The following is a 23,394-nucleotide window of genomic DNA, read 5'->3' as shown; positions in this document are numbered from 1 at the left end:
CGTTTTGCCTTGAAGAGTTTTTCAAATCTTAACCGCCAAGAGGCTTGATTTATGAATTTTGCACTATCTGATGAACAAGAGTTATTCGTTTCCGGCATCCGCGACCTGATGGCGCAAGAAAACTGGGAAGCTTATTTTGCCGAGTGCGATCGCAATAGCCAATATCCAGAGCGCTTCGTGAAGGAATTGGCGGATATGGGTATCGATAGTCTGCTGCTGCCTGAAGAACACGGTGGTTTGGATGCGGGCTTTGTCACGCTGGCTGCGGTATGGGCAGAACTGGGTCGCTTAGGCGCACCAACCTATGTGCTGTATCAACTGCCTGGTGGTTTTAACACGGTGCTGCGTGAAGGTACACAGGAGCAAATCGATAAGATTATGGCTTTCCGTGGTACCGGCAAGCAGATGTGGAACTCGGCGATTACTGAGCCTGGAGCCGGTTCTGACGTGGGCAGTATGCAAACTTCCTACACTCGCAAAAACGGCAAAGTGTATCTCAACGGCAGTAAGTGTTTTATCACCAGCAGCGCCTACACACCTTATATCGTAGTGATGGCTCGCGATGCGGCATCACCGGATAAAGCTGTTTTCTCTGAATGGTTTGTGGATATGAGCAAGCCGGGCGTGAAAGTGAATAAGTTGGAAAAGCTGGGTCTGCGCATGGATAGCTGCTGCGAGATCCTGTTTGACAACGTTGAGCTGGAAGAGAAAGACATGTTTGGCCGTGAAGGCAACGGCTTTAATCGCGTGAAAGAAGAGTTTGATCATGAGCGTTTCATTGTTGCTCTGACCAACTACGGTACCGCGTTCTGTGCATTTGAAGATGCAGCGCGCTATGCCAACCAGCGCGTGCAGTTTGGTGAGGCTATCGGGCGTTTCCAACTGATTCAGGAAAAGTTTGCTCATATGGCAATCAAACTTAACTCGATGAAAAACATGCTGTTTGAAGCAGCGTGGAAAAGCGATAACGGTTTGATGACCTCCGGCGATGCGGCGATGTGCAAATACTTCTGCGCCAATGCTGCGTTTGAAGTGGTGGACTCAGCGATGCAAGTGCTCGGTGGGGTAGGGATCGCAGGCGATCATCGCATTACGCGTTTCTGGCGCGACCTGCGTGTGGATCGTGTTTCTGGTGGTTCGGATGAAATGCAGATCCTAACGCTGGGCCGCGCGGTGCTGAAGCAGTATCGGTAATAGACGACGGAGTCAGTCTGATATTAGGGAAAGCGTACCGCTTCGCGGTGCGCTATGCCCAGATATCTCAGGTTAAAAGGCGGTGTAGTCGTGACTACATCCTCTCTCATTGTGAAGGAATAATTTATGTCAATGCCTACGTTTGGTCCATTGTCTGGTTTACGCGTGGTCTTTTCCGGAATTGAAATTGCGGGGCCTTTTGCCGGGCAGATGTTTGCTGAATGGGGAGCTGAAGTTATCTGGATTGAAAACGTCGCCTATGGCGATACGATCCGCGTTCAACCTAATTATCCGCAGCTTTCTCGTCGAAATTTACACGCGCTGTCGTTGAATATTTTCAAAGACGAAGGCCGTGAAGCGTTCCTGAAATTGATGGAAACCACTGATATCTTCATCGAAGCCAGCAAAGGCCCTGCTTTCGCCCGTCGTGGCATCACGGATGACATTCTTTGGGAACATAATCCTAAGCTTATCATCGCGCATCTCTCCGGTTTTGGTCAGTACGGTACGCCGGAATACACCAATTTAGCGGCCTATAACACGATTGCTCAAGCATTCAGTGGATACCTGATCCAAAACGGCGATAAAGATCAGCCTATGCCCGCATTTCCGTATACCGCAGATTATTTCTCTGGTCTAACGGTAACCACTTCTGCATTAGCGGCGTTGTACAAAATGCAAAAGACAGGCATTGGCGAAAGTATTGACGTGGCGATGTATGAAGTAATGTTGCGTATGGGACAGTACTTCATGATGGACTACTTCAACGGCGGTGAAGTTTGCCCTCGCATGACGAAAGGCAAAGATCCTTACTACGCGGGCTGTGGTCTGTATAAATGCCAAGACGGTTATATCGTCATGGAACTGGTTGGCGTGAACCAAATTCAAGAAATGTTTAAAGATATGGGAATTGCAAATCTGCTGGGCACGCCAGAGATCCCAGAAGGCACCCAGCTAATTCACCGTGTTGAATGTCCGTTTGGTGAGTTAGTCGAAGATAAATTGGACGAATATCTGGCTGGTAAACCATACGAAGAAGCGCTGGCTCGCTTTGCTGAGCTCAACATTGCTTCCGCCAAAGTACTCACTATTCCTGAATTAGAGAGTAACCCGCAATATATTGCCCGTGAATCCATCACGACGTGGGATACCATCGACGGCCGTACCTATAAAGGGCCGAATGTCATGCCGAAATTTAAAAATAATCCGGGGCAAATTTGGCGCGGCATGCCAACCCACGGTATGGATACAGCGACCATTCTTGCAAGTATTGGCTACTCTGAAGCCGACATTGAAGCACTGGTGGCTAAAGGGTTGGCTAAAGCCGACTAGCCACTGCAATTATTTGGGTAGATATGTGATGGACATGATAGGCAAACGAAATTTACGTCAGGCTTGGGATGATTTAGCGGAGTTATACGGTGATAAAACGGCTCTAATTGTTGAACGTCTTGCTACTGAGCATCAACAAAGAGAAGCATCCCAGTACAGTTATACCGAACTGAATAATGAAATTAACCGTACGGCTAATCTGTTTTATTCTCTGGGTATAACCAAAGGCAATAAAGTCGCTTTGCATCTTAATAACTGTGCTGAATTTATTTTTTGTTGGTTCGGCCTAGCGAAAATAGGTGCCATCGTGGTGCCTATCAATGCCAACTTACTACGTGATGAAAGTGCTTATATTATTAATCAGTGTGAAGCCACGATCGTAGTGACTTCCGCTGAGTTTTATTCAATTTACGCTGATATAAAGCAGCAGGCTTCATCCTCTCTACACCAAATCATGTTGATAGATAACAGCGCTGAAGCGCTATTGGCTAGCGACGTTCTCTATTTTCAACAGATGCAAAAATGCCAGCCGGATACCTTGCTCTCCTCGGTTGAGATCAGCAGTGAGGATACGGCGGAGATCCTCTTTACTTCAGGCACCACCTCCAGCCCGAAAGGCGTTGTGATCACCCACCATAACCTGCTGTTTGCTGGCTATTACACGGCTTGGCAGTGCGGGGTAAGAAGCGATGATATTTATTTAACGCCAATGCCTGCCTTTCATATTGATTGTCAGTGTACCGCCGCGATGCCAACGTTTACGGTGGGGGCGACTTTTGTTCTGCTGGAAAAATACAGTGCGCGTGCTTTTTGGGGACAGGTATGTCAATACCGAGCTACCGTCACCGAATGCATTCCGCTGATGATGAAAACCCTGATGATGCAGCCAATAATGCCGTGGGAGCGACAGCATAATCTGCGCGAAGTGCTGTTCTATCTCAATCTTTCTGAGCAGGAAAAAGAGGCGTTTATTCAGCGGTTTGGGGTGCGATTACTCACGTCTTACGGCATGACAGAAACGATCGTCGGCGTCATTGGCGATCGCCCTGGTGATAAACGACGCTGGCCTTCTATTGGCCGAGTTGGCATGGGATATGAAGCTCAAATTAGGGACGCGCAAGGGCTGGAAATGCCGGCTGGAGAAGTCGGTGAAATGTGGGTCAAAGGTATTCCGGGCAAAACGCTATTTAAAGAGTATTACAAACTACCGCAGGAAAGTACCAAAGCGCTTACCGCAGAAGGATGGTTGCGCACCGGTGATTATGGCTATGTTGATGAAGAAGGTTTCTTTTATTTTGTCGAGCGCAGTTGCAACATGATTAAGCGCAGTGGAGAAAATATTTCCTGCGTTGAATTGGAAAATATTATCTCTACGCATCCTAAAATTATGGACGTTGCGGTTATCGGTTTAAAAGACTCTATTCGTGATGAAGCGATAAAAGCGGTGGTGGTCTTAAATGATGGCGAATTTATGACAGAGAAAGAGTTCTTTACTTTTTGTGAAAATAATATGGCGAAATTTAAAGTCCCTTCTTTTTTTGAAATAAGGGAAAGTTTACCAAGAAGCTGCTCGGGAAAAGTGATTAAAAAAAGTCTGGTTGAAGTTTCTTCTTAATAAGAGGTTTTAATATGAGCGAATCATTACATATCAAGCGCAATGGCTATATTTTAGAAATTACGCTAGACAGACCGAAAGCCAATGCCATTGATGCAAAAACCAGTTTTGCGATGGGTGAGGCTTTCATTGCTTTTCGTGATGATCCAGAACTGCGTGTCGCGATTATTACCGGCGCGGGCGAACGTTTTTTCTCTGCGGGCTGGGATCTTAAAGCTGCGGCAGAAGGTGAGGCACCAGACGCTGATTTTGGTCCGGGCGGGTTTGCTGGCCTTACCGAACTGTTTAACTTAGATAAGCCAGTGATTGCCGCCGTTAATGGCTATGCTTTTGGTGGTGGATTTGAGTTGGCTCTGGCTGCCGACATGATCGTTTGCGCGCAGCACGCCAGCTTCTCAGTGCCAGAGGCTAAACTGGGCATCGTTCCTGATAGTGGCGGAATGCTGCGTTTGCCTAAGCTGTTGCCGCCGGCGATAGCGATGGAAATGATGATGACTGGACGCAGCATGGATGCCGAAGAAGCACTGCGTTGGGGCGTCGTTAATACGGTGGTTGAAAGTGAGCAATTGATGGAAAAAGCTCGCGAATTAGCGGAGCAGATCGCAGCTAATGCACCACTGGCCGTCGCCGCGATTAAAGAAATCTATCGTGAAACCAGCGAGCTGTCTGTGGAAGAGGGCTATCGTCACGCTCGCAGCGGCAAACTAAAACATTATCCATCGGTGCTGCATTCTGAAGATGCTTTAGAAGGGCCGCAGGCGTTTGCTGAAAAACGTGATCCGGTATGGAAAGGGCGCTAGGTTTATGACGTTAAAGCCGGACAGCCAAAATAAAGAGGGGGGAATGACGCACAAAGCGAGAATGCAAAGCCTGCTCGGTTCGCGTTATGTCACTTGTCCGGGTTGTCAGCAGCGTATCCGCGGGCAGCTGTATAGCATGTTAAATCAGTGCCAGACATGGTGCCCAAGGTGTAAGAAGAATGTGGATTCATGCGTAACAACGTGTGAGAAATAAATTGTTGGCGTTTATTATTGTGGCGGTAACCAAATGGGTTACTGCCGCAATGGTCTGTGTGTCACCCACTTATTTATGACGAAGCAATCGGGCTAATAGCGACACAATAAAATATCTTCTTAAATCTTTTTTTTAAAAGATCTCCACTTTCTGATGCGCATCATATTGCGATTAGCATTTCCTCAATTGTCTTACTGTATAAGATAGAATTCATAGCTTCTAAGGATATCTCTGCTGAGCGCGGGGAGATAAAGCAATATTCCGTTCTTGATTTATTCGCTTAGATATCGTCGACGATATTCTCTCTGCCAATATCCTGTTTATCAGTTTAAATATTTTAGACAACGTTGTAGCAGAATATTCTGTTATGGCTTTGCCCACACACTATGTTCATTGAGATAAAAAGCTATGTCCAGCCAAGCTCGCATGAAATTTGCCATTGATGATGGTTCTACCAACGTCAAAATCAGTTGGATTGAGAACGGCATATTAAAGACCGTTGTTTCTCCGAACTCATTCCGTAAAGATTGGAAAAGTGCGGCGCTGCTGCGTGGGCAGAAGGTGTACAACTACACCATCGGTACCACTAAATACACCTATGATGCGACGTCTGACAAAGCCCTATCTACCACGCATATTGAATATCAGTATGATGATTTGAATCTGCTCGCGGTACACCATGCGTTGCTGCAAAGCGGTCTTGAACCGTCTGAAGTGGACGTCGTGGTCACACTGCCGATTACCCAGTTCTATAATCCTGATGACTGCCAGCGTAACGAAGATAAAATCGAAGCTAAGCGCCGTAATTTGATGCGAGAAATCTCGCTTAACAAAGGTGAGCTATTCAAAATCGTTGGTGTTGAAGTGATGCCTGAAAGCCTACCGGCGGTGTTGTCACATCTGCTTAATTCGGACACCAGCGAATTCACGCGATCTTTAGTCGTTGACTGCGGTGGTACTACGCTAGATATGGGCGTTATCGTTGGAGAGTTCGATGATGTATCCGCGATTTACGGTAACAACGAAATCGGCGTGGCGATGGTGACCGATGCGATTCGTAAAGCATTGGCTGCGGCCGATAGCGATTCTAGCTATTTAGTCGCGAATGAGCTGATTAAACGTCGCCACGATATGGCGTTTGTGCGTAGTGTGGTGAATGATGAGTCGCGTATCCCCGATATACTACAGCGCATTGAAACCAAAATTTGCGAGCTGGGCGATCAGGTGGCCTATGAAGCCAAAAAGTTTGCTAAAAACCCGAACCGCGTTTACTTGGTGGGAGGCGGGGCGACGCTGGTGGAAGAGGCGATTCGAAAAGCCTATGCCACGTTAGGAGATCGAATTATCACTATTGATAACCCCCAGAGTGCGCTGTCTCGTGAAATTTGTCTCTATCATTCAGAATCTGGCGCTGACGCCTTGGCAGAACCTTTGATGCTTGAGGTAGAGGCGAATGAGTAAAGGGCAGACGAGTCGGGTTAATTTTTCGCTTTATCTCAGCCCAACTCAGTCTCAGGCCGATCGGCAAACGATGTCTGTGTTGCAACAGTTACACAGTCAGCTCAAGCAGAGTGATAGCGATCGCAACGATGTAAATATGGAAACTCGGCAGTTCCATCGCGACGTCTACCTTGCCGGCCTTCAACTGCATAGCCTCAGCCCGCAATTATGCCATCATGTTGCTGAGTCCATCGGGCGTGAGCATTTAACGCTGAATGAGTTGATCAAGGAGCTGCAACAGTGCCATCTTTTGCCGATTGCACTGACAGAGAGTGTTCCGGAGGTACGTGAGAACGAAGACTTTTCTACTCAGCAACTAGAGCAATTGCGCCAACTGCTGGCACAGTCGATACCTGTGCCACACACCGTTGAGCCCACCTCGGCGGCGATAAGGGAAAAAGCAGAATCTACGGAGTTAAGCCGCGAGCAACAGGCCGAATTTGCTCATTTACGCACTGAACTGGAGCGTATGAATAAGTTACTGGAGCAGCAAAATCTCCAGCTACAGCAGCTACGGCTAAATAACCGCAGCGCGGCTTCTGCCGAGCCTGCACGGATAGGCAATACAGAAGAAATTGAGCTGGCAGATAGGGTCTCCTCCACCGAAAAAATGAAGAAAATTCGCCAGAAAGGGATCTTTTAACGCTGATAAAAGCAACCATTTCACTAAGGTAAGAAATGGCTGCTTTGCATTGTGTTGTCTGTCAAACAGGCAGCAAAACCTAGACCCGCCTTTCTATCTGCGTTACCGTTCCTTATCTCAATCACTCTGATTATTCGATAAAAATGGCAAATTTTCGCGCTTTAGGATTACGCCCGCTGGGTTTACTGGCTTTGTTGGTATTGGCTGGATGTTCAACAAAAACCACTCAGACGCCAACGCCGCGTCCGGCGCAGGTGAAAGCTCAGCTAGTGGATTTGATCCCAAGCAACGTGCGCGATCGTCAGGGATGGGCGACGGATATTGCCGCCGCGTTTACCGCTCAGGATATCCCGCCAACGCCTGAAAACTTGTGCGCGGTGATTGCGGTTACTGAACAAGAATCTACCTTTCAGGCCGATCCACAGGTGCCGGGTTTAGGTAAAATTGCGTGGAAAGAGATCGATCGCCGTGCAGATCAGATGCATATACCCAACTTTTTAGTTCATACCGCGTTGCTGATTAAATCGCCTAACGGCAAAAGCTACAGTGAACGCTTAGATAAAGTGCGTAGCGAAAAAGAGTTGAGCGCGATCTTTGATGATTTCATCAACATGGTGCCGATGGGGCAAAAATTATTCGGTAACCTGAATCCAGTACGCACTGGCGGGCCAATGCAGGTCAGCATTGCGTTTGCTGAAGCACACGCCAAAGGCTATCCATATAAGGTTGATGGCACCATTCGCCGTGAAGTTTTTAGCCGTCGCGGCGGTGTTTATTTTGGCACGATGCATCTGCTTGGCTATCCGGCAAATTATCCTCAGCCAATTTACCGTTTTGCTGATTTCAATGCTGGCTGGTATGCCAGCCGTAATGCGGCATTTCAACGTGCTGTTAGCCGACTGACGGGGATCAAACTGGCGCTGGACGGTGATTTAATTAACTATGGCACCGATAAACCGGGGTCTACCGAACTGGCTGTGCGCTCGCTAGGCAAACGTCTTGATATGAGTGATTCTGCTATTCGCCGAGCGCTAGAAAAAGGCGATAGCATCGATTTTGAAAAAACGTCGCTGTATAAACAGGTGTATGCGTTAGCCGAAAAATCGGGTGGTAAAAAGTTGCCGCGTGAAATATTGCCTGGGATTACGCTTGAAAGCCCAAAAATAACACGCCAACTGACAACGGCGTGGTTTGCTAAACGTGTCGATGGCCGCTGGCAGAAGTGCATGGCTAAAGCACGCTAATAATTGCGGGGTGCTTCGCATCTTATTGCGTCTCTTGTTGCTCAGGTGTTAATCACTTGTTATCGTTGGCGGGCGTCTGCTACTGGACGTGCTTTCCTCCGCTGCATTGCAATAAGTTATTCGTGTGAGGTAGAAGACGATGACCACATCATCCCAGCTTAAAGACGCTGATTTCGAAGTCTGGCTTGCCCGAATTAATCAGGCCTGTGGACGCTTTGCGGCAAAAACCTTGGGGGAAGGGTTTAGTGGCTCGGTGCAAGAGTTTCGCTCAGGAGCGTTACGCCTTAGCGTCGTGGATATTGCGCAAACCAAGCTGTATCGCACGCCGCAGGAAATCGCGCAGAGCGATGGCTCCTATTTTTACACGGTATTTCAGCTCAGCGGCCATTCTGAAATGGAGCAGGAAGGACAACGGGCGCTACTTTCCGCCGGAGACATCACGCTCATTGATGCCGCAAAGCCTAGCACTTTTACCTTTAGTGAAACCTCTAGCCAGATATCACTACTGCTGCCACGCGGCTACCTAGAACGTAATTTGCAGTTTGCCGATCTCCGCTGTGCGCAACGCTTGGCTGCTGGTGCGCCGATGGTGCGGCTTAGCCAGCAGCTGGTGCAAGAAAGTATGCGCAATAGCGCGCTAGATCAGCAGGAGAGCGAAGCGGTTTTAGATGCCGTGGCTACGCTATTGCGTCCAGCGCTGATCGCCCGTGATGATGATGCACCACAGGATAAAGTTTTCCATCGCACGCTCTCTTTTATTGATAAACATATTCAGTCCGAATCGTTACGGCCAGAGTGGATTGCCAGCGAGGTCGGGGTTTCGGTGCGTAGTCTCTACCGCATGTTTGCGCGTAAAGGACTGGTGGTGGCGCAGTATATTAAAAATCGTCGTCTGGACCTGTGTGCTAACGCGTTACGCAGTGCGCCCGTGAGACAAAAATTGTCAGATATTGGCTATTCGTGGGGTTTTGCCGATCACAGCCATTTCTCAACCGCTTTCAAAATGCGCTTTGGTATCACGCCAGGCGAATACCGCAAACAGTATCGTTAGTCTCATCTCTGCGAGTTTGTCATTAGTGACAAAGCTGATGGCATACACAACAAATTAATCCCTCCAACGAATTGTTATGTTTGAGCTGGGTCAGCCGATACTGGCTCATTAAACCGTAGCAGAGCGTGGCGGCAGACCAACAATAAGACACACCAAAGCCCCTAAAAAACCATCCCCAAGATAATTCGAGCGGTACAGAGGCAGCACATCAGTGAGTGGGGTGTGTGAATGTTGCCAATGAAATACAGTGAGAAGTATGAGGAGGATATTGAGGAACTGACTTTCGTCACTATTCAGCTATACCAGGTCGAGATTATCCCGCGCACTGATTCACTGACATGAATGCCCATTTCTAGTGGTGAGGTAATAAATAATGTTTCGCAAAACCGTGTTTTCAAAAACAGCACTGCATAAAAAAACGATGATTAAGAAACGTCTACCGGTTGCGATTGCGCTGGCATTAGGGTTGTTGACCTCTGCTGGCTGGCAAACGACCGCTCAGGCTCATGGAGCCGCAGCCCATATGGTTCCGATGGAAAAAACGTTGGAGGAGTTTGGTGCAGACGTTCAGTGGGATGACTACGCTCGTATGTTTATCCTCTCCAAAGACGGTGCTTATATCAAGGTTAAGCCAGACACCAACGAAGCTATCGTTAACGGCAAACCATTGAAGCTGGCGGTGCCGATAGTGTTCCGCGACAAAGTGGCATACATGTCGGAAGACTTTATTAATGAGGTTTTTCAGTCTGGTTTAGATCAAACCTTCGCGATTGAAAAACGCGCTCACCCACTGAATCCTCTGAGTGCGGATGAAATTAAGGCCGCAGTCGATGTGATTAAAGCATCTGACAACTATCGGAATAATTTCCGCTTTACTGAGATTTCACTGCGCGAGCCACCCAAAGACGAAGTTTGGCAGTTTGTGTTAGCGGGCAAAACCGTGGAGCAACCGCGTCAGGCTAACGTGACCGTGTTGGATGGTAAGCACGTGGTGGAGAGCGTTATCGATCTGAAAGATAAAAAAGTGGTGTCGTGGACGCCCATAAAAGATGCGCAGGGTATGGTGCTGCTGGATGATTTCTCCACCGTTCAGTCAGTGATTAACACGAGTACCGATTTTGCCGCAGTGCTGAAAAAACGTGGGATTAACGATCCGAGCAAGGTGATCACCACGCCGTTAACCGTAGGGTATTTTGATGGCAAAGATGGGCTAACGCAGGATCGGCGCTTGTTGAAAGTCGTTAGCTATTTAGATGTTGGCGATGGCAACTACTGGGCTCACCCGATTGAAAATCTGGTCGCGGTGGTCGATCTTGAGCAGAAGAAGATCATTAAGATTGAAGAGGGGCCAGTGATCCCTGTGCCGATGGCACCGCGTCCGTTTGATGGACGCGATCGCAAAGCACCAGAGATCAAGCCGCTAGAAATCGTGGAGCCAGAAGGGAAAAACTACACCATTACTGGCAACACGATTCATTGGCAGAATTGGGATTTCCACGTCGGTTTGAACTCACGCGTTGGGCCGATCATTTCGACCGTGACTTACAACGATCAGGGCAAAAAACGTAAGATCATGTATGAGGGATCGTTAGGGGGAATGATCGTCCCTTACGGCGATCCGGATATCGGTTGGTATTTCAAAGCTTATTTGGACTCCGGCGACTATGGGATGGGAACTCTGACCTCGCCGATTGCGCGTGGTAAAGATGCGCCATCAAACGCGGTGTTAATCGATCAAACTATCGCTGATTACACCGGTAAACCGATGACCATTCCGCGGGCAATAGCGATATTCGAACGCTATGCGGGGCCAGAATACAAGCATCAGGAGATGGGGCAACCCAACGTCAGCGCAGAGCGCCGTGAATTGGTGGTGCGTTGGATTAGTACAGTGGGTAACTACGACTATATTTTTGACTGGGTATTCCACCAGAACGGCACCATTGGCATTGATGCTGGGGCGACGGGGATCGAAGCGGTGAAAGGCGTGAAAGCGCGCACCATGCAGGATCCAACCGCCAAAGATGACACCAAATATGGCACGCTTATCGATCATAATATCGTGGGCACGACGCATCAGCATATCTATAACTTCCGTTTAGATATGGACATCGATGGCGAGAACAACAGCTTGGTTGAGCTCAATCCAGATGTGAAACCGAACGATCGTAGCGGCCCGCGTACCAGTACCATGCAGGTAGATCAGGTCGATGTGAAAACCGAAAAAGACGCGGCGCAGAAATTTGATCCTTCAACCATCCGTTTGTTAAGCAATACCAACATAACCAACAAGATGGGAAACCCTGTTTCTTACCAGTTGATCCCTTATGCGGGAGGAACTCACCCCATCGCTAAAGGCGCTAATTTCGGTAAAGATGAGTGGATTTATCATCGTTTGAGCTTTATGGATAAACAGCTTTGGGTGACACGCTACAACGCGGATGAACGTTATCCGGAAGGCAAGTATCCGAACCGTTCTATTCACGACACGGGATTAGGGCAATATTCCTCGGATAATCAGTCAATTGAAAACACCGATAACGTTGTGTGGCTCACGACGGGCACCACGCACGTTGCCCGTGCGGAAGAGTGGCCCATTATGCCAACCGAATGGGTACATGCTCTGCTGAAACCGTGGAACTTCTTTAGCGAAACTCCGACGCTGGATTTGAGTGGAAAGAAGGAATAAACCGGTAACGTAAAAATTAAGGGGTTGCATCTAGCAACCCCTTTTTGTTTTTCGAAGATAAACGTATCAGCAGAACTTAATATCTAACACATACCGTTTTGGTTTCGGTATAGGCATCTAGCCAATCCGTGCCAAAATCACGTCCGGTTCCTGACTGTTTGACGCCTCCAAAAGGCATGTTCGCATCGATCAGGGTATGGCTGTTGACCCACACTGTACCGGCCTGAATTCGCGGAGTATAGGCCATGGCCGTTTGCAGGCTGGTGGTCCATAGGCTGGCAGTGAGTCCGTAATCGGTATCGTTGGCCTGATGCAGCGCCTCTTCGGCGTCTTTGACACGAATAAGATTAACCACGGGGCCGAAGACTTCTTCACGTGCCAGATTTAGCGCAGCATCTGGATTAATCACCAGCGTCGGTGGAATGTAGAACCCTTGTGAATCAGGCCCTACCGCGCCACTGATTAGCTCGGCGTTTTTGGCTTTGGCGTCTTGTAGATAAGAGGCGACCCTATCGCGATGTTGACGTGAAACTAGCGGATTAATCTGCGTTGACGCATCCATCCCTGGGCCAACGGAAAGTGATTTAACTGCTTGTTCAAAACCCGCAACCAGTGAATCGAAAATAGGTTCTTCAATGTAGATACGCGAGCTAGCGGCGCAAACCTGTCCTTGATTGAGGAAGCTCCCCGCCATTAATCCCTCAATCACCTGCTGTTGATCCGCGTCTTTCAGCACGATAGCGGGGTTTTTTCCGCCTAATTCTAGAGTGACGCGGGTTAGCCGATCGGCTGCGGCGCGGGCAATACCTTTGCCAACCGGCGTAGAGCCGGTAAAACTGACCTTCGCGACGAATGGGTGTTCCGTCAACGCTTTACCGCATACAGAACCTTTGCCGGTGACGATATTAAATACGCCATCAGGAATACCGGCCTCGCTGGCTAGCTCGGCCATACGTAGCAGCGTGAGCGGGGTGGTTTCAGAGGGTTTAATCACGATAGAGCAGCCCGTAGCCAGCGCTGGCATCACTTTCCAGATACCAATCATCAGTGGAAAATTCCATGGCACAATACCGGCAACGACGCCGATAGGCTCTTTGCGAGTGTAGGCCATGTATTTCGCTCCGGCAGGCATAGGGATAGAGACATCCATCGTTTGGCCGGTAATTTTGGTTGTCAGCCCTGCGGTATAGCGCATCCAGTTCAGAGTACAACCGACTTCAAAAGCGCGGGAAATATTGATGGATTTGCCTTGTTCCAGCGTTTCGAGCTGAGCGAGTTCTTCGGCATGCTGTTCCACTAAATCGGCGTAACGCAGCAAAATACGTTCACGCTCTGCGGGCAAACGTTGCGCCCAAACGCCGGAGTGAAATGCCTGATGAGCGGAGATGACCGCGCACGAGACGTCTTCTGCATTGGCATCGGCGGAAGACGATATTTGTGTTCCGTCCGCAGGGTTATAAATGGCTAAACGCTCATCGGCGGTAGATTCTTGCCACTTTCCATTGATGTAGAGTCCGTGCTGACGGTCAAGGAAACGCGAAACGCTGTCCAGAATGGCTACTTTATTATCGGGCATAAGCCCTCCCGTCGGTCAAAAGGAGTTTGGTGAGAGATGGGTCTTATCGCTGAGCGACAAACCAGTCATGACCTCATGAGTCTATAACAAGGATAGCCATGTCTTTTTGCTGTGCCTGACATTTGCTTGGTGGGGTATGACAGCGAGAGCAATAAATCCAAGTGCGATGAAAATGGGATTAAATTTGCATTAACCTTCACCTTCACTATCAACGAGTAGAGATCTTTAGCCGCACTTGCCTAAACGGGCAGGCGAGCAGGTGAATTTGGCAGCCACCCAAGCAGTGCAGCAAAATGCGGCATTGGTAGAGGAGGCCGCTGCGGCCTCCTCAAAAAGGGGAGATCATTACGGCATTTCAGGTGACAATGTACGCTCGCCGTCAAAGCCTTGCACGGTGCCAAAACGTCCGGTGTCCTGATTCCATTCGGCAATAGACTGACGTAATTCTTCTTTGCTACGGCCAACAAAATTCCACCACATTAATACCTGCTCACCCAAAGGTTCACCACCGAGGAATAGCAAGCGAGTTTTAGGTGCAAGAGTGACATTTAGCCGCGTATGCTGCGTGCCTATATAGGCCAGTTCATTTTCGCCAAAACGTTCCCCTTCAATATTGATTTCGCCCTCCAACACAAACAGACCGTACTCAAAATCAGGCTGGAGTTTTAACTGGGTGTTTGAGCCGTCAGGAGTATAAAGATCGACGCCCAGCAGCTCAGAGAAACAGAGCGTAGGGGCATGAAAGCTAGCATAGTTGCCGGCCAGTAGCGTGTGGCGGATACCGTCGGCGTCCCAAACTGGCAACGTTGGATAATGGTCAAAACGCGGCGGCATATCTTTTACCGCTTCGGGTAATGCAATCCATAGCTGAGCCGCGTGCAGGCGAGTGAACCCTGGCACTGACTCTTCTGTATGCGCGATGCCGTGACCTGCGGTCATGAGATTGACCTGTCCTGGGCGAATGATTTGCTCGTAGCCAAGGCTATCGCGGTGCAGTACTTCACCTTCCAGCATCCAAGTGAACGTTTGCAAACAGGTATGAGGATGCGGGGCGACTCGGAAGCCGCCGGTGCTGTTTTTTAGCACCGATGGACCCGCGTGATCGAGAAAACACCATGCGCCAATCAAGCGGCGTTCTTTCACTGGAATGGCGCGTGATACGGGGATTCCACCCACGTCTTTGATGCGGGACGTGATGCGCTGAAGCGACGTAGAATTGGAGTTGCTATCCATAATCGTCCTCTTAAATCATCAGTAGGGTATAGGGTAAGAGCTATTTCATCCTATACCACTTGATGACGAGTTGCAGTGGCGCGTTATCTGATTAAATAATCTAGCTAGAGCTACCGCCAATTCGGCTGTAATAGGCCTGTTTAATTAAACGCTCATCCAGTAGCACATTGACCAGATTATCCAGATCGTCGGCAGAAACAGAGGCTGGGATCAGCGAAACGGTGATTTCGACATCGTCGTCACCGAAGGGCTCGACGTCCAAATGTGACATAAAGCAGTTCTCGGCTTTTAGCGTTTTCTTGACCAGAGAGAGGGCTTCTCGTTGATCGTTTTCTAAGGCGATAACGCAGATTTCATAGGTTGCATCGCCGTGTTCATCGGTAAGCGGCTGGCGGTTGATCATATTGACCATAGGGCGCAGCAGGGTATTGGATGCCACAACAAAAAATGTTGCCATGCAGGCATCGGCAATCATTCCCGCTCCGGCACAGGCCCCGACGGCGGCAGATCCCCACAAGGTCGCTGCGGTATTAAGACCACGGATGTTTAATCCCTCTTTCATAATCGTACCGGCACCTAGAAAACCGACGCCGGAGACGACATAGGAAATCACGCGGACGGCCCCGCCGGCCCCATCAATGCTCATTGCCAGATGCACGAAAATAGCGGCGCTAGTGGCAACCAGCGTATTGGTGCGCAGTCCCGCGGTGCGCTGACGATACTGGCGCTCGTAGCCAATAATGGCTCCTAATAAAAAAGCGACCAGCAAAATAGTGAAGGTTTCATAATGCAGAGTGAAGTTCATGTTAAAAGCCTCAGAATTTAGCTCTGCTTGTTAGTAACGGAAATAATTTTATTTTGCTGGTGGCGTGAGTTTAACTCGAACCGCAGCAGGTGCTAATGAATAGCACTATTGCCGTTGCGAATAAGCAGAAAATAAAATGTAGCGCCCTATCAGAATTAAATCTGATTAATGGCCACACGTTTTTTTGAGGCGTGTTAATTCAACGAGGCATGCTACGCACGCAAGCGTAAGCCTGAACAATGAAGCTGCGGTGATGTTCTACGGAGAAGAATTCTAAGAGAAAAATAACACCACATCCTTTGTCTATGCAGGATGTGAGGTGGACATTATCACATCATGCGATTAGTTGAGAGGAACACGCCGTCTCGGTCTATCGTTGTCCATGTTATTTCCTATGTTTGGGGAGGAAAAATAGGTACTCATTAATATCATGTGGATTTTAATTGATTAACCTTGAACGCCAATTAAACAATAAAACAAAAGGGCCGTGAAAATACGGCCCTTTTAAACATAGCGTTGTGTGATTAAATTAAAATAATGAGTAAAACTAACCCAATCAACATAACTGGCGCAGTGCGCTTAATGAGCTCAATAGGAGACACCCCAGCCATGCCAGCGACCACAATAGCCGCAGCGGAGAGCGGGGAAGCGGTGCGCCCTAAATAGCTGGCAAATGCGGCAGCGGTTCCAAGATTGGTCGGGTTCATACCAAATTCAGCGGCGTGCGGGGTGATAGCTTCGTTGAACGCATAAGCCGTTGCATCACCGGAGCCGATCACGACGGCCATCAAGAATGGACCAATAGTGCCACCAAAACGAGCGGCTTCCGGGAAATCAATCAGCGCACTTTTGGCGGCGTCGATGAGCCCAACTGAAGTGAGTCCAGCAACGAAAACACCGGCGCAGATAATAATGCCAAATACGTCGCTGTAGGCTTTACCCATTCCGTCAAAGAAAGCAGGAACGACGTTGCCAGGATGGGTTCGCGTCACGGCTAGAGTCGCTAATACGCCCCACATCACAGCCTGTGGAACGCCCATTTTTAACCAGCTTACGCCGCCAAACGCACCTAACATCAATAGTGCGATAGGCACCAGTGGCATTAACGCCGCCAGAACGTTGATGGGGCCTTCCTGCGGATCTTCAGCATCTAAGCGTGAATGGTATCCTTTGTGCTCTTTGCGCAATATGGCGGTGATGGTCATACCGACCATGATAATCAGTCCGAGCCACACAACGGTCATGACGCGATCGCCGATGATATTCATCACATCGCCGCCGACGATCTTGGCTACGAGCGCCATGTGCGGGCTACCAGGATTGAGCAGACTGGCGCCGAAAGTTCCCGCGAGTACGGATGCGGCGGCCATCACTGGGTGGATGCCCGCAGCCAGCTGTAGAGGGATCATGGTGATCCCTGCGGCTGCCGCGGCACCGGCGGCGCTGGGTAGCGCGAGCTGAACGAACGTGGTGAGTAAAATGGTGCCCGGAATAAGAAAAAGACCGACGTGCTTTAACGGTGCGCTTAGCAGGCGAACGAGGTGGCGGTCGCAGCCCGTGAACTTCATGACGGTTGCAAAGCCGATGGCAGATAAGATGGCCTGAATTAACCCTTCGGAGACCATTTTTTCTGCAAAGCTATTCATTGCAGCCATGGGTTCAAGAGAGATTAAGCACATCAACATGCCGGAAAACAGCAGCACGGTGCGGGTATCCTGCTTTTTAATCAGCAGAACGATTGTCAATAACAGAATTATTACGCCAGCAGTTATGGTCAACATGGAATTTTCTCGATGCTATGCCGTGTGTGGACGATGATAGGAAATATGTTGTGCCGCATTGATGTGCGGTTCTTGGTTTAGCTTGCTGCGCAGTGTGTCGAATTCTTCTGCCCAGCTTTGCCGCCACTGCTGCTTAATCTCTTCTGGCTGCCAGCAGGCATCAATGCCGTTTAGCATTAGCTGACGAACGCCGTCGAGGTCGAAGCCAAACTCTTCCACCATCACGCGATAACATTCGGCACCGTTGGTGTTATGCATATGCCAGTCGTCGGTTGCGGGAATAATATTCATCCCCGCTAACGCCATGTGGCGAATCGGATGGTTTTGTCGCCATTGAGATTCATCCGGCCATTTTTTCAGATAGTAGGTATTGCTTGGCACCACGGTAAAGGGCACGTTTTCGCGCACACAGCGAGCCGTTAGCTCTGGATTATCCAGCACGGTGTAGCCATGATCGATACGTTCCAGATGAATTAAATCCAAACCGGTTTCGACGTTACGCCAGTGTAGGCCGAACTCGGAACAGTGCCCCGTCAAACGCAGCCCACCTTGTTTCGCTTTGCGATAGGCTTTCCAGAAGTGCTCAATAGGCGCGTCATTTTCTTTGTAATCAATACCTATTCCGGGAACCAGCGGATGAGGGTATTGCAGCACGGCCTCAACCATGGCGACGGCTTCTTCGGGCGACTTTTCACGGTTAATGGAAGGGATAAACAGCGCACGGATGTCCCATTGCTCAGCCGCTTTCTGCATGGCTGCGCTCATTGCTTCAGTGACTTCAGCGTAGGTCAGCGCGGTGTCTGAGGGATTCCAGAACAGTTCCAGATGGCGAATACCGGTTGCAGCGGCATCTTCGGCCACTTCATAGGTCACTCGATAGTAATCTTCGGCGCTGCGTAGCAGAGGATATAAAAAGTTAAGTGCAGCGATGCCGCCTTTAACGACGCTGGTTTCATGTTGATAGCGGCGATAATAGCTTTTGGCTTCTGACTCCGTGAGAGGAACGCCATATTTTTGCGCTAAATCCAGCATAGTGGCTAAACGCACGCCGCCCAACAAATGATAATGGAGATCGACTTTAGGGAATGTGGTGAAGAACTCAGTCAAAGTAATCGTTTGCGTAGACTGTGTCATTAGAGGCGCTCATCGGCAAAAAAGAAAACGCCATCATAAGTAAAGCGCCACTGAGGGGGAAATGCTATTCCGGCACTGGCAGATACATTTAGGCATCATATTTCAGGATGCGTGGTATTCCGTCTAGGTTTAGCGGGGTAAAGGTGCCCAAAACGTTTTGCCGAGAGCAATCTGCTGTGAAAGGCGTTGCCAAAAGGCTTCGGCGCGCTGGTGCAGTTGCGCCTGATTGCGGTAGAGACGGATTTGATAGGGAATATGCCAGCGTTTGCGATCTACGGCGATCAGTTTGCCCTGTTTGAGTTCGTCTTCAATCTGGCAGTCCGGTAGCCACGCTAGCCCCTTGCCGCGTAATGCCATTTGGCGGTGCAGGTCGCATAGTGAAGATTCAAATACGGGCTGACAGGCAAAAGGTTGCTGCGGCATCAAGCGTTCCACCATGCGCGCGCTGTAGGAGTCTGGTGAATAGCGCAAGTAGGGCATGGGTTGGTGGTTATTTTCATCTGGGGTAAATAGTGGCTGCCCATGATTATCGGCGGCGCTAACCAACAATAGCTCCCCTTTGCCTAACAACAAGTTGGTAAACGGAGGTTGGAGTAGCGCGTGGGTGTCGAAGGCTAAGAGAAAATCGCTAGCGCCTTCAATTAAGGATTCAACGGCAAAATCTACGCGCAAAATATCGACCGAAAAAGGCGTGGTGTGGTCGATTTGCTCGATTAAATCCAGTAAGAAGGGCGATGACAGTGAGTGCGGTGCACAGAAACGCACAGGATTGATCATCTCAGACGGAAGGCCATTCATTTTCTGAATCCCTTCTTGTAGCTGGTTTACCATGCTGTGCGCGATTAAGCGAAATTGATAGCCAGCAGGGGTTAACGTTACCGGCGTTGAACTACGATCTACCAGTTTCTGGCCTACGCTTTCTTCTAAAGTACGGATGTGGCGGCCAAAAGCAGGCTGAGTGATGTTACGCCGCTGGGCTGCTCGTGAGAAATTACGCAGTTCCGCGAGCGCCAAAAAATCCTCTAACCAGCCGGTATCCATCAGTGAGTATCCCTTTGTGTGTTGTGCTGTTTATTCTCGTTTTTCAGTATACCTATTTGTCATTTTCCAAGCATATATCCCTAATACTTAAAGTGTCACGCGCATTGGCTATACGCTTTCATCTTAGTCATCCTTTTGCCACGAGACTCAGAGGGGGCTCGTTTTTTTGTCCTGAAACTTGAATTAATTAGACTAGAAATGGCTACAGAACAACTGAATAAAAACATCTTATTTGTGCCTAAATATTTTAGTCACTTAAATTATTACTATTACTTCTGAGAATAACCTCACTATTAAAGATGATTATCTCTGTTGTATTTATCTCACCAAGCTGGCATTTATGAATGACGGGCTAGAAATGACTGACTGAAATGCAAATCACTTGCACCTATACCCGAGAGACATCAAGTGGCAGAAGCGTTGGCTGCGTTTGCTCACCCGAGTGACAGTGTTTTTATGCTGCTAGGGATGTGACAAATTGCCGTTGCTCTGCAACTCGAATTATTTTGGGTATATACGCAAAAATTTGTGCGGTTTCGCTCACCCTAAATTTGGGCGAAATAGAAAATCTCAGAGAGGAAATAGGCCAATCGCTATTTATCCAAATGCATTGGAATCCTTATAAGGCAACGAATGCCGCGATGGATTCAGTATGAATTGGGGAAAGAAGCGTAATAAAAGCAGCCAAGATTTGGTTTTGATTCATTTTTGCAAACACGGGAGATAATTACATGAACAGTGAAGTTCAGGTAGTGAATAATTTATGGCGTTGGTTGAGCGGCCAGCGTGATCCAATTGGTTATCAACCGGGAAGAGTGTTGCATCTCGTCGAGAAGAATCTGCAACCATTTGAATGCAAACGTGTATCTGATCGTGTGCTGCATGTGGCTTGTCCGCAAGGGTTAGAGGTTGAAGTTGAAGAGCGGGTGGTTACCAGCTTCAGAAGCTATAGCGTGACCTGCCATTTTCATCTACGTGGTGATACTGGCCTGCAACAACAGATCCATATTCAAGCGAAAAATACCGATATTCTTGGCCGAGGAGATACTCGCTTCAGTGCTAAAACGCATAACGATGACAGCCGCCGCCTAATGGCCGTGCTGGATTGTTATCCTGAAATTACCGATGCACTGGATTGTCTGAATTTCCGCCGCCTGAATTTGCGCTCTGAAGCAGGAAAGTGGCAGCTAGAGATCGAGCTTTTTGCCGCCACTGAGCTGGTGGGGCCACGTCCGGTATGCAGCGGTTATCAGCGTCTGCCATACGCACAGCGTCACCTGATGCTTGACGTGATGCAGATGTTCCAGAAACTGATGGATCGTGTGACGGTACAAGGTGTGGCAGCCTAAACGATTCCACCTATCCAAATTAAGTCCATAGCCCCAACATTGATGAACTCGATGTTGGGGTTTTGTTTGTGGGGCTTGCAAGCTTTGGGATAATGAATGGTTGGCTGCTGCCTGTGGATTGGCAAAAGTTTAATGTTCCAGTTAGTCCACTATAACTTATTGATCAACGTTGGCCCTTCTTAGAGATTGATAGTATTTTTTCTTCTATATCAGTTTAGATAACGCCCATGGTCATCAGCATATCTATTTAACTGAAATAGGTAAGTCATTGGCGATGGAATAAAACACTTAGAGGCTAAGAAAACCAGTGTTGAGTTGGTCCCTTCGTGCGAGAAGCTTGATAATGAAATAAGGCTGTCTATCCCCGATGCCTCTTTACCTCATTTAAAATGAGTGTTCATACATCCGTTGCGAATTGTGTATATTACGCCGCCAGTCAGCGCGATTGCTTCGCATAGCGTTGATGTGAGGCTGAGGTGGGGTAAATGTTTCGGAGAATGAGTCGTGAACAGCGCAGTTCCTTTATTGAGTCGTGCTTGGCATTGGTTGACCACATCGCGTGATCCGGTTGGGTATCAGCCAGGGCAGATGCTAAAACTGGTTGCGCGCGATTTTCGCCCCTATCCGTGTGAGCGCCTATCGCCGCGTTGTTTGTCGATCTCTTTACCGCAAGGGATGACGATTGAGGTACATGAAAAGGCGACCGCGCTGTTTCGTTCTTTTGTGGTTTGTAGCCATTTTTATATTCAGGGCGTGACAGGTTTACAGCATCCCGTTCGCATGAAAGTGCGCAATGGTAACGTTTTGGGGCAAGGAGGGATTCGGTTTCGCTGTAAAGCGAAAAACGATGATAGCCAACGCTTGCTGGCCGTATTGAACTGTTATCCGCAGATTTTTACTGCACTAGAGCAGCTACATTTTCGCCAGTTAAATCTGTGGGTAGAACAGGGGCGCTGGCGATTAGAGATCGAACATTTCGCGGCTTCTGAGGTGATCAGTCAGGTGCCGGTAGAACGCCGTTATCAAAAACTGCATCACGATCAGCGCCAGCAGTTGCTAAATGTGATGCAGATGTTTGAACAACTTATGGCCCGAGTTGCTATCGAAGGTGTTGCCGCATAAGCGGCAGCCTCGAATGCATTGAATATTACTCGTAGGTGCTTAACCCTAATTCTCGAGATATGGCCGCAGCGGTTTCTTTCAGTGGCTTTAGCAGATTTTGTTCGCCAATCAGCCCTAGTTTGGCGGTTGAGAGCGAGATTGACACCGAATAGCTGACGCGATGGTGAATATCAAAGATTGGCACCGCGATGCAGGATACCCCTAATTCATTTTCTTCTCGATCCATCGCCATGCCCTGTTGGCGAATCTGCTCTAACTCCTGATACATCTGATCTTGCTGCGTGATGGTATTGCGCGTTAAAGGTTGGATCTCGTCCTGATGACTTTTCCAATAAGATTCAACGTAGTCGTGATGGCCATAGGCCATATAAATCTTTCCCATCGCCGAGCAATAGAGCGGCATATGTTGGCCGATATAGGCACGCGTACGCAGCATGCCGGTGGTGGGCTCCAGCTTATAGATCAAAATGGCGTGATCGTCTTCGCGGCTGGAAAAGTTGATGGTTTCTCCCGTGTTGATATTCAGCGCTTCCAGATGAGGGGCCGCGACATGAATAATGTTGAGAGACGACAACGCTTTTTGCCCAACGGCAATAAATTTGGTGGTTAAACGATAGCTACCAGCGGCGGGCGCGGGAGTGACATATCCACAGGACTGCAAACCCTGTAACAGGCGGTGAACGGTGCTTTTGTTCAACTGCGCCAGTTCTGACAGATGTGCCAGCGGACAGCCGTTTGGATAGTTACTCAAGATCTCAATGAGCTGAAGGCCACGAAAAAGGCTTTGGCTGCCAGCCGGTTTTTCTTTGCTTGGTTCGATATCGGTTTCTTTCTCTTTAGTTTTCATTCGCCTTCAATCATTCCAGTCAAATTACTTTGCTGAGATGTTAACTCAATTTATCGTCATTTTTTGCTATTACTCTGCATTTTTCTCCTTCTCTTCTTAAACGCTTGAAGTGTGTTTCACGTCACGTTCCTGAATGATAAAAATTAATCCATTGATTTTTAATGATTTTAAAAAACTCACTCGCTTTGACTTGTTAAAATTTGGGCGGTATTATTTTTTGGAAT

At 48.6% G+C, this 23,394-nt stretch carries 18 protein-coding genes; 11 read left to right on the top strand and 7 right to left on the bottom strand.

Annotation, left to right across the window (positions count from 1 at the left end; all coding sequences use genetic code 11):
• Positions 1-51 precede the first annotated feature (51 nt).
• The 9 genes from caiA to tynA all read left to right on the top strand — a co-directional run bounded on the left by caiA (position 52) and on the right by tynA (position 12,282).
• The gene (gene caiA, locus HMPREF3091_RS19100) at positions 52-1,194 is read left to right on the top strand and encodes a crotonobetainyl-CoA dehydrogenase (RefSeq protein ID WP_004097325.1); all 1,143 of its coding nucleotides are present in this window, start codon (positions 52-54) and stop codon (positions 1,192-1,194) included.
• Between the two features lie 126 nt (positions 1,195-1,320).
• Positions 1,321-2,526, top strand: a complete 1,206-nt coding sequence (gene caiB / locus HMPREF3091_RS19095; RefSeq protein ID WP_008815277.1) for an L-carnitine CoA-transferase — start codon at positions 1,321-1,323, stop codon at positions 2,524-2,526.
• A gap of 28 nt (positions 2,527-2,554) precedes the next feature.
• Positions 2,555-4,141 carry a crotonobetaine/carnitine-CoA ligase gene (caiC, locus tag HMPREF3091_RS19090; protein WP_070718052.1) on the top strand — a complete coding sequence of 529 codons (1,587 nt, stop codon included), beginning with the start codon at positions 2,555-2,557 and terminating at the stop codon, positions 4,139-4,141.
• Between the two features lie 14 nt (positions 4,142-4,155).
• On the top strand, positions 4,156-4,941 hold the full coding sequence (gene caiD / locus HMPREF3091_RS19085) for a crotonobetainyl-CoA hydratase (protein WP_070718048.1): 786 nt from the start codon (positions 4,156-4,158) through the stop codon (positions 4,939-4,941).
• Between the two features lie 622 nt (positions 4,942-5,563).
• Positions 5,564-6,616 carry a plasmid segregation protein ParM domain-containing protein gene (gene parM / locus HMPREF3091_RS19080; protein ID WP_083321468.1) on the top strand — a complete coding sequence of 351 codons (1,053 nt, stop codon included), beginning with the start codon at positions 5,564-5,566 and terminating at the stop codon, positions 6,614-6,616.
• Positions 6,609-7,298: a hypothetical protein gene (locus tag HMPREF3091_RS19075; RefSeq protein WP_070718047.1), complete on the top strand. Its 690-nt coding sequence runs from the start codon at positions 6,609-6,611 to the stop codon at positions 7,296-7,298. The genes parM and HMPREF3091_RS19075 overlap by 8 nt, the downstream gene beginning before the upstream one ends.
• Positions 7,299-7,441: 143 nt before the next feature.
• Positions 7,442-8,542: a DUF1615 domain-containing protein gene (locus HMPREF3091_RS19070; protein WP_070718044.1), complete on the top strand. Its 1,101-nt coding sequence runs from the start codon at positions 7,442-7,444 to the stop codon at positions 8,540-8,542.
• 139 nt (positions 8,543-8,681) lie between these two features.
• The gene (feaR, locus tag HMPREF3091_RS19065) at positions 8,682-9,593 is read left to right on the top strand and encodes a transcriptional regulator FeaR (RefSeq protein ID WP_070718041.1); all 912 of its coding nucleotides are present in this window, start codon (positions 8,682-8,684) and stop codon (positions 9,591-9,593) included.
• Between the two features lie 421 nt (positions 9,594-10,014).
• Positions 10,015-12,282, top strand: a complete 2,268-nt coding sequence (gene tynA / locus HMPREF3091_RS19060) for a primary-amine oxidase (RefSeq protein WP_371328696.1) — start codon at positions 10,015-10,017, stop codon at positions 12,280-12,282.
• Between the two features lie 76 nt (positions 12,283-12,358).
• Here the strand turns inward: tynA and HMPREF3091_RS19055 are convergent, their stop codons facing one another.
• From HMPREF3091_RS19055 to HMPREF3091_RS19030, 6 genes are all read right to left on the bottom strand, one after another.
• Positions 12,359-13,858 (bottom strand): aldehyde dehydrogenase family protein, encoded by a 1,500-nt coding sequence (locus HMPREF3091_RS19055; RefSeq protein ID WP_070718037.1) that lies wholly within the window; start codon positions 13,856-13,858, stop codon positions 12,359-12,361.
• 345 nt (positions 13,859-14,203) lie between these two features.
• Positions 14,204-15,091 carry a pirin family protein gene (locus HMPREF3091_RS19050; protein ID WP_070718034.1) on the bottom strand — a complete coding sequence of 296 codons (888 nt, stop codon included), beginning with the start codon at positions 15,089-15,091 and terminating at the stop codon, positions 14,204-14,206.
• Positions 15,092-15,191: 100 nt separating this feature from the next.
• Positions 15,192-15,896, bottom strand: a complete 705-nt coding sequence (locus HMPREF3091_RS19045) for an MgtC/SapB family protein (protein ID WP_004097365.1) — start codon at positions 15,894-15,896, stop codon at positions 15,192-15,194.
• Positions 15,897-16,420: 524 nt separating this feature from the next.
• On the bottom strand, positions 16,421-17,677 hold the full coding sequence (gene dcuC / locus HMPREF3091_RS19040; protein WP_070718031.1) for a C4-dicarboxylate transporter DcuC: 1,257 nt from the start codon (positions 17,675-17,677) through the stop codon (positions 16,421-16,423).
• A gap of 15 nt (positions 17,678-17,692) precedes the next feature.
• On the bottom strand, positions 17,693-18,811 hold the full coding sequence (locus HMPREF3091_RS19035; RefSeq protein WP_070718028.1) for an adenosine deaminase family protein: 1,119 nt from the start codon (positions 18,809-18,811) through the stop codon (positions 17,693-17,695).
• Positions 18,812-18,940: 129 nt separating this feature from the next.
• The gene (locus tag HMPREF3091_RS19030; protein WP_070718025.1) at positions 18,941-19,852 is read right to left on the bottom strand and encodes a LysR substrate-binding domain-containing protein; all 912 of its coding nucleotides are present in this window, start codon (positions 19,850-19,852) and stop codon (positions 18,941-18,943) included.
• Positions 19,853-20,583: 731 nt separating this feature from the next.
• Between HMPREF3091_RS19030 and HMPREF3091_RS19025 the strand changes: the two genes are divergently transcribed.
• Positions 20,584-21,201: a DUF3156 family protein gene (locus HMPREF3091_RS19025; protein ID WP_004097375.1), complete on the top strand. Its 618-nt coding sequence runs from the start codon at positions 20,584-20,586 to the stop codon at positions 21,199-21,201.
• A gap of 504 nt (positions 21,202-21,705) precedes the next feature.
• A complete protein-coding gene (locus tag HMPREF3091_RS19020) occupies positions 21,706-22,323 on the top strand; it encodes a DUF3156 family protein (protein WP_070718022.1) in 618 nt (205 codons plus the stop codon).
• 25 nt (positions 22,324-22,348) lie between these two features.
• On the opposite strand, the gene HMPREF3091_RS19015 is transcribed toward HMPREF3091_RS19020, so the two are convergent.
• On the bottom strand, positions 22,349-23,170 hold the full coding sequence (locus HMPREF3091_RS19015) for an IclR family transcriptional regulator (RefSeq protein ID WP_004097381.1): 822 nt from the start codon (positions 23,168-23,170) through the stop codon (positions 22,349-22,351).
• Between the last annotated feature and the right edge of the window lie 224 nt (positions 23,171-23,394).

Origin of the sequence: Hafnia sp. HMSC23F03 (genome assembly GCF_001816025.1) — a bacterium.
Lineage (GTDB): Bacteria > Pseudomonadota > Gammaproteobacteria > Enterobacterales > Enterobacteriaceae > Hafnia > Hafnia paralvei.
The sequence above is the reverse complement of the archived record's forward strand: the minus strand, read 5'-3'. Positions and strand labels throughout refer to the sequence as shown.